The sequence below is a fragment of the Lysinibacillus xylanilyticus genome (assembly GCF_001708185.1).
GTDB lineage: Bacteria > Bacillota > Bacilli > Bacillales_A > Planococcaceae > Lysinibacillus > Lysinibacillus xylanilyticus_A.
In genome coordinates this window covers 85,764-98,302 of the sequence record NZ_MDDN01000008.1, presented here as the reverse complement: position 1 = coordinate 98,302, position 12,539 = coordinate 85,764, and the positions used below count along the sequence as shown (strand labels likewise).

General features: G+C 35.9%; 16 protein-coding genes. 12 read left to right on the top strand and 4 right to left on the bottom strand.

The genetic code is table 11. From position 1 onward, the window contains the following. Positions 1-49 precede the first annotated feature (49 nt). Positions 50-220 carry a hypothetical protein gene (locus BFJ97_RS24790; RefSeq protein ID WP_175401773.1) on the top strand — a complete coding sequence of 57 codons (171 nt, stop codon included), beginning with the start codon at positions 50-52 and terminating at the stop codon, positions 218-220. 77 nt (positions 221-297) lie between these two features. On the opposite strand, the gene aac(6') is transcribed toward BFJ97_RS24790, so the two are convergent. Continuing rightward, complete coding sequence (gene aac(6') / locus BFJ97_RS15265) at positions 298-732, bottom strand: aminoglycoside 6'-N-acetyltransferase (RefSeq protein WP_068985510.1); 435 nt, start codon at positions 730-732, stop codon at positions 298-300. Between the two features lie 284 nt (positions 733-1,016). On the opposite strand from aac(6'), the gene BFJ97_RS15260 reads away from it, so the two are divergent. From BFJ97_RS15260 to BFJ97_RS15240, 5 genes are all read left to right on the top strand, one after another. Further along, entirely contained in the window at positions 1,017-1,613 is a 597-nt protein-coding gene (locus tag BFJ97_RS15260; protein WP_068985509.1) for a class I SAM-dependent methyltransferase, read from the top strand. 24 nt (positions 1,614-1,637) lie between these two features. Next, positions 1,638-2,213, top strand: coding sequence for a DNA-3-methyladenine glycosylase I (locus BFJ97_RS15255; RefSeq protein ID WP_068985508.1), 576 nt, complete (start codon positions 1,638-1,640; stop codon positions 2,211-2,213). Beyond that, positions 2,203-2,886, top strand: a complete 684-nt coding sequence (locus BFJ97_RS15250; protein ID WP_068985507.1) for a DUF1963 domain-containing protein — start codon at positions 2,203-2,205, stop codon at positions 2,884-2,886. The genes BFJ97_RS15255 and BFJ97_RS15250 overlap by 11 nt, the downstream gene beginning before the upstream one ends. A 276-nt stretch (positions 2,887-3,162) precedes the next feature. Further along, positions 3,163-3,363, top strand: a complete 201-nt coding sequence (locus BFJ97_RS15245) for a hypothetical protein (protein ID WP_068985506.1) — start codon at positions 3,163-3,165, stop codon at positions 3,361-3,363. A gap of 237 nt (positions 3,364-3,600) precedes the next feature. Beyond that, on the top strand, positions 3,601-3,903 hold the full coding sequence (locus BFJ97_RS15240) for a hypothetical protein (protein WP_068985505.1): 303 nt from the start codon (positions 3,601-3,603) through the stop codon (positions 3,901-3,903). A gap of 129 nt (positions 3,904-4,032) precedes the next feature. Here the strand turns inward: BFJ97_RS15240 and BFJ97_RS23755 are convergent, their stop codons facing one another. After that, on the bottom strand, positions 4,033-4,500 hold the full coding sequence (locus BFJ97_RS23755; RefSeq protein WP_083227062.1) for a hypothetical protein: 468 nt from the start codon (positions 4,498-4,500) through the stop codon (positions 4,033-4,035). A gap of 351 nt (positions 4,501-4,851) precedes the next feature. Between BFJ97_RS23755 and BFJ97_RS15230 the strand changes: the two genes are divergently transcribed. Both BFJ97_RS15230 and BFJ97_RS15225 read left to right on the top strand, forming a co-directional pair. Continuing rightward, on the top strand, positions 4,852-5,241 hold the full coding sequence (locus tag BFJ97_RS15230; protein ID WP_068985504.1) for a hypothetical protein: 390 nt from the start codon (positions 4,852-4,854) through the stop codon (positions 5,239-5,241). Positions 5,242-5,324: 83 nt separating this feature from the next. Next, positions 5,325-5,945, top strand: a complete 621-nt coding sequence (locus BFJ97_RS15225) for an NAD(P)-dependent oxidoreductase (RefSeq protein WP_068985571.1) — start codon at positions 5,325-5,327, stop codon at positions 5,943-5,945. 304 nt (positions 5,946-6,249) lie between these two features. Here the strand turns inward: BFJ97_RS15225 and BFJ97_RS15220 are convergent, their stop codons facing one another. Further along, positions 6,250-6,501, bottom strand: a complete 252-nt coding sequence (locus BFJ97_RS15220) for a hypothetical protein (RefSeq protein WP_068985503.1) — start codon at positions 6,499-6,501, stop codon at positions 6,250-6,252. Positions 6,502-6,577: 76 nt separating this feature from the next. Continuing rightward, positions 6,578-6,799 (bottom strand): hypothetical protein, encoded by a 222-nt coding sequence (locus BFJ97_RS15215; RefSeq protein WP_068985502.1) that lies wholly within the window; start codon positions 6,797-6,799, stop codon positions 6,578-6,580. A 298-nt stretch (positions 6,800-7,097) separates the two neighbouring features. On the opposite strand from BFJ97_RS15215, the gene BFJ97_RS15210 reads away from it, so the two are divergent. The 4 genes from BFJ97_RS15210 to BFJ97_RS15195 all read left to right on the top strand — a co-directional run bounded on the left by BFJ97_RS15210 (position 7,098) and on the right by BFJ97_RS15195 (position 12,431). Further along, the gene (locus BFJ97_RS15210; protein ID WP_068985501.1) at positions 7,098-7,673 is read left to right on the top strand and encodes a phosphoglycerate mutase family protein; all 576 of its coding nucleotides are present in this window, start codon (positions 7,098-7,100) and stop codon (positions 7,671-7,673) included. Positions 7,674-8,334: 661 nt separating this feature from the next. Next, a complete protein-coding gene (locus tag BFJ97_RS15205; protein ID WP_083227061.1) occupies positions 8,335-8,778 on the top strand; it encodes a MarR family winged helix-turn-helix transcriptional regulator in 444 nt (147 codons plus the stop codon). Positions 8,779-8,848: 70 nt separating this feature from the next. Further along, a complete protein-coding gene (locus tag BFJ97_RS15200) occupies positions 8,849-10,612 on the top strand; it encodes an ABC transporter ATP-binding protein (RefSeq protein ID WP_068985500.1) in 1,764 nt (587 codons plus the stop codon). Beyond that, positions 10,605-12,431 (top strand): ABC transporter ATP-binding protein, encoded by a 1,827-nt coding sequence (locus BFJ97_RS15195; protein WP_068985499.1) that lies wholly within the window; start codon positions 10,605-10,607, stop codon positions 12,429-12,431. The genes BFJ97_RS15200 and BFJ97_RS15195 overlap by 8 nt, the downstream gene beginning before the upstream one ends. Positions 12,432-12,539: the final 108 nt, after the last annotated feature.

Sequence of the window (12,539 nt, the reverse complement as noted above, 5' to 3'; positions counted from 1 at the left end):
CTCGACTCCCGCGGGAAAGCGAGACAGACGAGACCCTGAGGCCAACACGATGTTGGTCACGAAGGCATTGTCACAGGACGTGACGAACTTAGCCTTCGTTCCTTTAGCGGAGGAAGCGGCTCGACGCTCGCCCGCAGGAAGCCTTGCTCTGCGCGAAAGCGAAGCGTCAGCGACAAAGCGAGTAGCCCGTAGCGGAAATCAGAGCCTTCAAATTAATTAAAGTGAACAAATGGTTAATTAACACACCTGAAATATAAATATAAAAATAAGGTCATCCATAGGGGATTGACCTTATTTTTATAATTCCTTTGTAAAACAAATAATACGATTAGTCTCTGAGAAACCTAGTTTAAGATGGACGGCTAGACTTTCGAGATTTTGTAATTCACAATCACTGGCAAATTCAATACATCCCTTACGTTTAGCCCACTGCTCACAACTCTCGACAAGGAGTTTTGCAAAGCCTTTCTGTCGATTTGGTTCGTTGACAAAGAGTCCTTCTAAATAGCCGACTGGGCTTGAGTCGGTACCTTCCACATAATCTGTTCGGAGTTGACATTGTGCAAAACCGACTGCTTCATCATCCTCATAGGCAAGATAGATCGCAGCGTTTTCTGCGTTAATTAGTTGCGCCATTTCCTCGCTAAATTCTTCTAACGTATGATTTGGCCAAAGTTGTAGTGCTAATAATGCGGCTGTTTGTACATCTTCTATGACGGCTTGTTTAATCATATAAAGTCTCCTTCTTCAATGAAATGGTAAAAACTGAAACTTTTTATTATTCAGAACGTAAAAAGATACAAGGTAAAAAATACAGGGAGATTAGTACTTCTATTCTCTATAGTAAGAATGAATTTGAGCGAAAGCAATTACTTTCGCATTTTTACGAGATTCACTGCTTTAAAAGGTAAAGGTGCTAAATTTGATGAACACCTAACAATACAAGCGACACAAGATATCTTAATTGTTAGTTCACAGCAAATATTTGAAAGGGAAGATGGAAAGGGGAAACCATAATGACAATTTTACAAAAACTGATACAACAAGCTAAAAAACCAAATGGAATTGTAGGGTCATTGATGCTGCGAATTATGAATAAGGCACACAACGGTATGAACACATGGCTAATGCGTCAAGAAGTAATTAAAGATGGCGATCAAGTATTGGATATTGGATGTGGAGGCGGGAATACACTTCGATCATTATCGAAAATGAATCCAAGTGGTACAATTTATGGTATAGATTTTTCTGCTCAGGCTGTGCAAGAATCTATAAAAACAAACGAAACAGATGTAGCAAATGGAAAAGTAATCGTGACGCAAGCAAGTGTTTCAAGTATTCCGTACACGGATAAGTTTTTCGATACGATTACAGCCTTCCAAACACATTATTTTTGGCCAGACTTAGCAAATGATGTGAAAGAAGTATTTAGAGTGTTGAAGGACGGGGGTAAATTCATCATTATTTCGGAGCTCTATAAAATTAATTATCATATGAAAGCGTATAAAACAAAACTTGAGATACAGCAATTATTTGAAAGTGTTGGATTTCAAAGCGTTACTATACAGGAAAACACACAAAAAGGCTGGCTTTGTATTACAGGGCTTAAATAATACATAAAAATGGGGGATTTATAAATGAAAAGATGTGAATGGGTCAAGCTAGATGAACCTTTATATGTTGAGTATCATGACAAGGAATGGGGAAAGCCCGTCTATGATGATCGGCATTTATTTGAGATGCTCTGTCTAGAAGGGGCACAAGCTGGACTTAGCTGGTGGACGATCTTACAAAAGAGAGAGGGCTACCGGGCTGCTTTCGACCAATTTGATGTTTCGAAAATTGTTCTCTATACGGAGGACAAGCTACAGGAGCTTAGTCAAGATTCTCGCATCGTGCGTAATAAATTAAAAATTGCCAGTGTTGTGACGAATGCCCAAGCTTTTCTACGAATACAAGAGGAGTATGGTTCGTTCTCTGAATATATTTGGGGCTTTGTGGATCATCAGCCGATCATCAATGAATGGTCGTCAATTGCTGATGTGCCTGTCACGACGGAAATTAGTGAGCGAATGAGCAAGCAATTGAAAAAAGACGGCTTTAAGTTTGTTGGTAGTACTATTTGCTATTCATTTATGCAGGCCATAGGAATGGTTAATGATCATGTCGTTGATTGTATTTGTCGCAGTGAGGGGTTAACTGATGAAAATTGATGATATCAAGGCACAGTTGGTGAGACAGGCAACGATCTTTGAAACAGGTGGGATTAGACCTACACATAACTTACTAGAAAGTTGGATTGGCTATGTAGGATGGTCATTACGACAGGAACAGTGGCCAGAAGGATTTCAGCCACTTGCTACTTTATTTTTAAAGGAACTGCCATTTGTACCAGCATCACTGCAACATTTTAAACTGCTAACGATATTTATTAAAGAAGAAATATTTGATCACCTTATAGAAGATGATCTTAGCCGTTTTTTCGAAATAAGAGCATATACATCCCTAGAAGGGTTAATCCAGCAAAATTGGAAGCATGAACATATTCGTGCTTTCCCACTTATTCCAAAGCATATTGATAATGATTATCCAGCATGGGATGGGGGAGGGATTCCATCCGATATGGAGGATGAAATTTTGAGTCTAGAGCACGAGGGAAATATTGAATATTTCGATGATATCGTAGAGGAAATATACGCAATTCATAAAATAGGTGGCTACCCAGCTTTTTGCCAAAGTGGTTATGATTTCGGTGAGGAGTTTCCATTTGTATGCCAGATTGCCTCAGACGAAAAGGCATATTTTAATATCGTCGATAATGGAAATTTCTATTTTTTTTATAATCCAGAGCTAAATGAGTGGCGAGTTCATTGTGATTTTTATTAGCAGTAAAATCATTTCTCCTTCACAGCTAGCAGCGTCAATTCAAAGGTCATAAATACGGTATTCTCAACAATAACTTGATAAATAGACATGTAGCGAATCACCAAAAAAGTGACAGCAATAACAGTAGCTAAGAACTCTAATAAGATCTTGCTTTTTTATGCTGTTAAGGCTTGAGGGCACTTCCTACTATGTCCTTGATATGATGGAGGCTACGGAAGAGTGAAATGAGGGCGCATCTTTCTTATTTAATTGATCTCATGAAGAGGAGGAATGAAGATGAGTCGACACATACCAGAAAATAATGGAACAAAGAAGGTGAAAAGAATGGAAAGTAAAACAGTAGTGAAAAACGGTATTGGCTTTGGATCGGTATTAGCCATTACTATTTCTTGGAGTGTAAATCATTCAATAATATGGGCAATCATTCACGGCTGTTTTAGTTGGTTGTATGTAATCTACTATGCGATAACAAGATAAATTGTGGATTAACGTGTGAAATGCCAAGCAAAGAAGCGGGATAGATGTGGAACCTGACGCTATGCAATGGTTTAGAAAAAATTGCAACCTATACATACAATAGTGAATGTATTTTCGTTCATAACTTTTAGGCATTTAGCATAAATAACTAAGTGCTCTTTTTTCAAAGAAAAGCTCCTATTATGAATGGAAGTTCACTTACATCATTGCATGTATCGTAGAAGAAAGGTTGATCAGATGACACATCAAGTGACCGCCACAAGCAATATTGATTTTAATGCTTCAGGCGTTGATGAAATATTACAAAATGTAGCTTTTATATTATCTACTTTCGTAATACCTTGCCCATTATACGGAGATTTTGGTTTTAGACTAGATACTCTTCCACCTTTTCAGCTTGCAAAAAGACGTAATACTGCACGCCTTATTGAAAGCATTCAACGTTTCGAGCCACGAGCTGTAGTAGTAGATGTAGATTACCTTGGAGATACTTTTATAGGAAAATTAGAACCAGTTGTGAAAGTAATCGTAAATGAATAAACTTACAAAAATTTGCCAGGCTATTTAACGGTTAGCTTGGCAAATTATAAGTAGATTTGTTGTCAAAAAAAAATAGTCATTGCTTTGGCCTTAACGCTTATTGTATTGAACAAGCAATATGCATTTGCGTTAGTATGCTGCAGCTTTTCTGATTGCATCAACTTTTTGGCAATCAATAGTAATAGTAGTGTGACCTTTTCCTAGATCTTCTAGGAAGTATGCACAACAATTTTTTGGATTAAAGGATAAGAAAATTAGACCTAAGAATCTACCACCGCCAGCTAAGAAAATATCTACATGTGTACCTGGATCTAAATGTCTTAAGAAATCACATGCGCAACCTTTACAGTGATGGTGTTCAGACTTTTCTTCATGACAATGACATTTCTCGTGTTTCATTTCATGTTCACGTTCGCATTTGCATTCGCACTTGAATTTTTCATGTTCATGTTCCCACTTGCATTTGTCATGCATACGTTTACAATCGCACTTGCACTCGAGCTTCTCATGTTCTTGCTTCCATTTGTCGTGCCAACTACCACAATGGCATTTCTTATGATCCCAGTTCATGTGTTTTCCATATCTATTATCTTGCATATTTTAGTCTCCTTTTAGATTAGTTTTGTTGTATTGGTAGCGCTAACCTTTACACTTATAATCTATGTTTGAAAAATGTAAGGAGATTGGTAATATGCCCCTGAGTTAGAATAAAAATAATTTTTTTCTAGAAATATGAATAGCTCGATATATATAAATGTTAGAAAAAGATAATTTTTAGAGATGGATAGATAGACTTTCACCTGAAAAAATGTTTCTGAAGAAATAATGGTCATCAAGAATATACAAGAATAAAAACAACTTGCATGTTGTAACAATGTATAAAATATAGAGTATGGAGCGGAAAAATAAGATTATTTATTTTGAAAAAATATGAAATGGAGAGAATGAATGGGAAAGTTAATAAAAGGTATTTTTATTTTATTTTCCTTGATATTAATGACTGCAGCATTAATAAAATATAATCAACCTTCATTTGAATATACCATGCAAAAAAATCCCGACCTAGTTTACGCTGAAGAAATTGGTGGGAAATTACAACAAACGAAGTTTACGCAAAAAATTATCGTAGCATTACGAGCGGCAGGTTATTCTCCAGATAGTACGATAGGGTATTTAATTGAATCTCCAAACAACCAAGTAGTAACAATAGAATTACATAATTTAGATGAATTTGATAAAAGTACAGAAAGTGAAATTCAATATATCGTCAACACGATAGCGAAAAATAATAATCTTCAGATGTTTATAGTTGATGTCAAACTTATTGATGTACATTAACAAATGGTTAGCGCAGTATCGGTAAAGACATCTAAATGGGTACAGAAAATTGTGTGCTATAATCAAAAAAAGAGGTGATCATGCTGAGGATTTTAGTTTTAGGTGCTACCGGGCGCGTTGGTAGCCACATAGTTTCCCTTGCGTTACGGGATAAACATATCATAACAGCTGTAGTGCGCAACCCAAATAAGGTAAAAGTAGATAATGAAAATTTGCATATTATACAAGGTAATGTGTTGGAAAAACAAGATATAGAAAATGCCATGAAGAATGTAGATGTTGTGATTAGTGCATTAAACACAGATGGTACAAATACATTAACTCAAAGCATGACTCTGATTTTGGACGCAATGAATAAAATGAATGTGAAAAGAATTATAACTGTTGGAACGGCTGGTATTCTACAAAGTCGTCTGATGCCAAGTATCCTACGTTACCAATCGAGCGAATCAAAAAGAAAAACAACCTTTGCAGCACAGGAACATCATAATGTCTATGAATTATTGAAGAAATCTGACACTGATTGGACAATCGTCTGTCCTACATACTTACCTGATGGTGAATATACCGGTACCTATCGTATCGAACGAAGCTTATTACCTAAAGGTGGGGTAGAAATATCGGTAGCGGATACAGCAGAATTTACCTATCAACAAATTCAGTGCAAGGAATATTTGAAATCGCGTGTTGGGATTGCGTACTGAACAAGCTTAGCTAAATCCCCTTTAAACATAAAAAAATAATGGAGACTACTTTGTAATGTACTTTTTAAGTTAACTTTAATTTTTATGGTTATAGGAGGCATTATCTTGAAAAAAGAAATAAAAAAAGACCTGATAAAAGTGATATCTGTGTTTGCTATAGGTATTATTTTAATTTATTTGGTTCCTAGTCTCTTAAATTATTTTTAATAGTATTTCTGACCCTTAAAAAGTAAGAATAAAACAAGAAGCCTTTTAATTCGAAGGCTTCTTGTTTTTATCAAAATACATGATACAATTTACACAATTAATGAATTAAGCGGTTATTTTTCATAAAGTGACCTATATTAACCCCACCTAATTCAAAAACTCCTCCACTACAAGCTGCACAAATTGGTACTTTTGGGATAGCAGTTTTCATTTTTTTATCTACATTATGGCAATGATACCGAAAGTATTCTTCAAAATGGCTCGCATGTTTTTCATAATATCCCTTTAAATAATCAATGGTAGGCAAATAGTTTTCGGTAAAATCTGTTACTGTATTATGAATTAACATGTTCGTCTCCCTTCTAGTAAAGCAACCTTCAGATCATGTCTTAACATACTTTTTTTGCTTAATACTCTTTTGTAGCCTAAAAGTATAAATAATTGAGTATCCATCCGGCGATCCCACCTATGATCCCTACAATAATTAAGATAAGCCCATGTTTTTCGGCATGATAATCACTTTTTAAAACGATACCCATGCAAACGGCAATGATACCACAAAACAATTGAAAAAAGACAAATGCAAACAAAGCATTAATCCAACCAATTGTTATTAGTAAGGACTTGCAGTTTTTTACATCTTCCATGAAAATTCCTCTTTTCACAATCATTTGGCTTTGTATATACCATTTTATTGGAAATGACTCTTTAAGTACATGATATTCTTTGGATATTGTCAGTAACATAAAAAAGAGCATTTCATTTAAAGAAACTAGGGTTGCAGGAGAGAAGGCTAAAGTCTTGTGTAGATTTTAAACAAAGTTGCGACGTTTTAAAAAAGGTCGCAATGCATTTGCTCAAGATAATATAGCTGAGGTTTTTTATTCCATTAATGTACGTAGGTTATTTGAAGAAAGATATTCAAATATGAGGAGTGGTGATTAGATGGATCTAGTATTTATTCGTCACGGTCAAGGTGAACATACATTAGATATGCCAAAAAGCTTACAGATTAAAGACCCATCATTAACACCTAAAGGGGAGAAGCAAGCAAAACTGTTAAGAAATCAATTCCCTTTAACTAATGATGATATTATAATCATAAGTCCTACTAGAAGAACTCTGCGAACAGCATTTATTTGGAGTGAAAATATAGATTGTCGTAAGATTGTAAGTCCTTTCGTTTCACCACGGCTGTTTCCTTTATTACATGATAAAAGCACATTGCCTTGTGATAAAATACTTGATTTAGAAATAATCCAAAAAGATTTTCCAACTTTCGAAATTGATATTAATGTCCCCCTAGATTTATGGTCAGATGGAATAAATGTAATGCCTGAAAATAAATTCATAAAAATTGCAGAAGAATTTATTATCAAGTGCAAGCTGTTACAAAAAGAAAAGATATATATTGTTTCCCACGATGGTACCATGACTTCGTATCGTCAATTAATTTCAGGTCATAATTTATCCAGAAAAGATTTCCCATCAGAAACAGGATGGTTTCAAATTACTTGTTAAATTGACGGGGTGCCTTAAGGCTCATCTCATTGATCAAACTTTTTTATAATAATCTCATACTTAGCTAGAAGCTTAACTCCATTTATTGCTTTCATTTCATCTTCAGCTATTCTATCAATAGTACGGATAAAACTAGTCTGATTTCTATTCTTCTGCGGGTGTCGGTTCGTCATACCATTGTCCATTGGCGCTTCCTAGCACCATAATCCCCCAACGAAGACTCATAACTCCCTAAAGAATTGAGACTAGGACACAACACGCCAACTGCTATAAGACTTATATTTGTTTCTAGTATTTTCGGTAATCCGTTATAAATATAGCGGGGGTCTGGCGAGCGAATAATTCTATGCCAAGCTGTCCTTTATTCACGTACTCAGGCTTAGACTAACACTATGTACTTTATTATTTTGACATTTATAAGCATACTTTATTTCAAAGCAAAACCACTTATTTTTATAACCAGTAAGTGGTTTGGTTTTATTGTTGCATTTTTTGCAAACAATATGGCAAAATTAATACGTCTGTAAGTGACCTATTTTCACCTAAGGACATAAACATCTTTACGAAATATTTGTTATGTCTTGAGTTAAATACGCCATTTGTGGAGGATGCTATTTTTAAATACTATTGTTTAGACGTTAACATTTTGGAGGTAGAAAAATTGAGTAAAAGGAGATCGGTTGGATTAGAGTTGCGTACATTGTCTCTTTTAATGAGAAGACAATTGGATCAAACCACATGTACTACATTACCGGAAAAAGATAACCTTACTGCCATGCACGGTTGGACAATTAGTTATCTTTACAAAAACCAAGATAAAGATGTGTTTCAAAAGGATTTTGAAAGAGCATTTTCTATTCGTAAATCAACAGCGTCTAGAGTACTAAAATCCATGGAAAGTAATGGTTTGATTACAAGGCAATCAGTTCCTTACGATACAAGACTAAAAAAAATTGTCTTAACAGAAGAAGCGCTGAGAATACATGACGGCATCGAAACTCGTAGAGCAATACTTGAACGAAAATTACTAACAGGTATCCCTGAAGAGAAACTTGAAGTTTTTTTTGAAGTGATGGATGCTATGAAAGAGAATATTGAATCTTGAAGAAGATGCTATTTTGATGTTTTTATTACTATATAGTTAGCACGCTAACTAAATAAGGAGGACTGCAAACATGTTGAAAATATTTAAATACTTAAAACCAAAAGAATGGACGCTAATCGTTGCCAGCATTGTGTTCATTGTAGGGCAAGTTTGGCTAGATTTGAAGTTGCCGGATTATATGTCTAAAATTACGACACTTGTCCAAACAGAGGGCAGTAAAACGAGCGAGATATGGTCAGCTGGAGGGAAGATGCTTTTATGTGCCCTTGGCAGTATGATATTGGCTGTCATTGTTGGTTATTTTGCGGCAAAGGTAGCAACGTCTCTTTCAAAGGAATTGCGAAAAGGAGTATTTGACAAAACTTTATCTTTCTCTATGGAGGAGATTAATGGTTTTTCAATCGCAAGTCTTATTACTCGTTCTACAAATGATATTACGCAAATACAGCAAACTGTTGCAATGGGTCTTCAAGTTATGATCAAGGCTCCTATCCTTGCAACGTGGGCTATTTTGAAGATTATGGGGAAAAGTTGGGAGTGGTCAGCGGCAACAGGAGTAGCTGTCATTGTTTTACTTATTTTGATAGGTAACCTAATCATCTTTGTGCTACCGAAATTTAAAGTCGTTCAAAAACTGACAGATAATCTTAACCGAGTAACAAGAGAAGGTTTAACTGGTATTCGTGTTGTTCATGCTTATAACGCACAAGGGTATCAGGAAGAAAAATTTGAACAAGTAAATAAAAACTTAACAGATACAAACCTTTTTGTGAACCGCCTTATGGCCCTTATGCAGCCGGGGATGGGTCTGATTATGTCAGGTTTAACTCTTGCAATCTATTGGATTGGAGCGCATGTAATTAATAATGCAGCGGGTATGGATAGAATCGGTAAGTTTAGTGATATGGTCGTATTTTCATCTTATGCAATGCAGGTAGTTATGGCATTTATGCTATTATCAATGACATTCATTTTGCTACCGAGAGCAGCAGTATCTGCAGCACGTATTAATGAAGTACTAAATACACCTCAGACAATTATTGATGGAGACATAAAATCGTCGCCTAAAGGAATCGAAGGTGAAATCGAACTACGTAATGTTAGTTTTAAATATCCTGATGCAGAAGACTATGTTTTAAAGGATATTAGTTTTACAGCACATAAAGGCGAAACTGTTGCTTTTATCGGTTCTACGGGTAGTGGTAAGAGTACGTTAATTAATTTAATCCCAAGATTTTACGATGCTACGGAGGGAGAGGTATTAGTCGACGGTATTAATGTAAAAGAATATGCACAAGAAGCTCTTTATAATAAGCTGGGCTACGTTTCTCAAAAAGCTGTATTATTTTCAGGTACGGTAAAATCTAATGTTGCCTACGGTGAAAACGGCCAGATCCCTTCAACAGATGAAGGAATCAAAAAAGCAGTGGAAATTGCCCAAGGTAAGGAATTTGTGGAGACAATGGAAGGCGAATATGAAGCGGCGATCGCCCAAGGTGGTACAAATCTTTCGGGAGGACAGAAACAGCGTATTTCGATTGCAAGGGCAGTTAATAGAAATCCTGAAATCTTTATTTTTGATGATTCGTTCTCTGCCTTAGATTATAAAACGGACCGTCAACTTCGTTCTACATTGAAAAAAGAGACAAAAGGTGCAACCTCTTTAATTGTGGCACAGCGAATTGGAACAATTAAAGATGCTGATAAAATTATTGTTCTTGATGAAGGTAAAATTGTTGGTATGGGAAAACATAGTGAATTATTGAAAACTTGTAACACTTATCAGGAAATTGCTTATTCGCAGCTATCGAAGGAGGAGTTGGAAAATGACTAATACACAAAATAAGCCCCGAAAAGGTCCAGGTGGTCCAGGTCATATGATGGCTCCTGGAGAAAAGCCAAAGAATTTTAAAAAGCCTTGGGGGAAGTTGATTGCCTATTGTAAACCTTATTTGCCAGCGATTATCTTTGCACTTGTATTAGCAGTTGTAGGAACAATTTTTACGATTATTGGACCCAATAAACTTAGTGAGATCACCGATTTGATAATGGAAGGCATGGCTGGTGAGATTGATATTACGGCTATCGGAAAAATTGGTCTGTTCCTTGCTATTTTGTATGGGTTGAGTTTTATCTTCAATTATATTCAAGCGTTTATTATGGCTACTATTACGCAGAGAGTTTCCAAAAGATTACGGACAGATATCTCGAACAAAATCGATAGATTACCGTTGAAATACTTTGATTCTACAACCAACGGCGATGTGTTAAGCCGTGTCACGAATGATGTGGATATGATTGGACAGTCTCTAAACCAAAGTATCGGTTCGTTAGTATCAGCGGCAGTAATGTTCTTTGGATCTTTGATAATGATGTTCTATATTAATGTTACGATGGCTCTTTCTGCCATTGCTGCAACTTTCATTGGATTTGTATTCATGACCTTTATTATATCCAAATCTCGCAAGTACTTCGTTCGTCAGCAGCAAGACCTTGGTAGAATAAATGGCCATATTGAAGAAATCTATTCAGGGCATAGTGTAATGAAAGTTTATAACGGTGAAAAAGTAGCCAAGCAAGAATTTAATGAAATCAATGAAAGTCTATTTAATAGCGCTTGGCGAGCACAGTTTATGTCGGGCATGATGATGCCTCTTATGATTTTTATTGGAAATTTAGGTTATGTTGTTGTTTGTGTAGTAGGTGCCGCACTAACAGTGAAAGGTTCTATTACATTTGGTGTTATTGTTTCATTTATGGTTTATATCCGCTTATTTACGCAGCCGTTGTCTCAGCTAGCACAGGCAGCAACAAGCTTGCAGTCAACAGCCGCAGCGAGCGAACGTGTATTTGAGTTCTTACAAGAAGAGGAGCTTAAAGATGAAAGTGATAAGAAAGCCATTTTAGATGCTAAAGATGTTAAAGGTAATGTGAAATTTGAAAACGTGAAGTTCGGATATACGAAAGAGAAACTTATAATTAAAGATTTCTCTGCTCAAATAAAAGCCGGTCAAAAAGTGGCAATCGTCGGACCTACAGGGGCTGGGAAAACAACACTTGTTAATCTACTCATGCGTTTCTATGAGGTAGACAGCGGGGAAATCATGATTGAGGATGTACCGACTAAGTCCATTACTCGTAAAAATGTTCATGACTTATTTTGCATGGTGCTGCAAGATACTTGGTTATTCGAAGGTACCATTAAGGAAAATATCATTTATAACAAAGATCATGTAACCGACGAAGAAGTAGTTGCAGCTTGTAAGGCGGTAGGTTTGCACCACTTTATTAGAACGTTGCCGAAAGGTTATGATACAGTATTAAACGATAATACAAGTTTATCTGTCGGACAGAAACAGCTTATTACCATTGCAAGAGCTATGGTTAAAAAAGCACCGTTGCTTATTTTAGATGAGGCTACTAGTTCCGTTGATACGCGTACAGAAGCACTTATTCAAAAAGCAATGGATAAATTGATGGTGGGCCGAACATCATTTGTCATTGCGCATAGACTTTCAACAATTAAAAACGCCGATTTAATTTTAGTTATGAAAGACGGAGATATTATTGAAAGCGGTAATCATGAAGAGCTGATTGCAGAAAAAGGATTCTATGCGGATCTATATAATAGTCAGTTTGAAGATGCTTCTTAAAATCAATGCCCATATACTCGCTTCCGGTTACTAGGGGAGAGAGTAGCTTTGTAAAAAAGATTGATCGTTAATAATAGAGATTTATAAAAAGTACCTCGTTTTCCTATG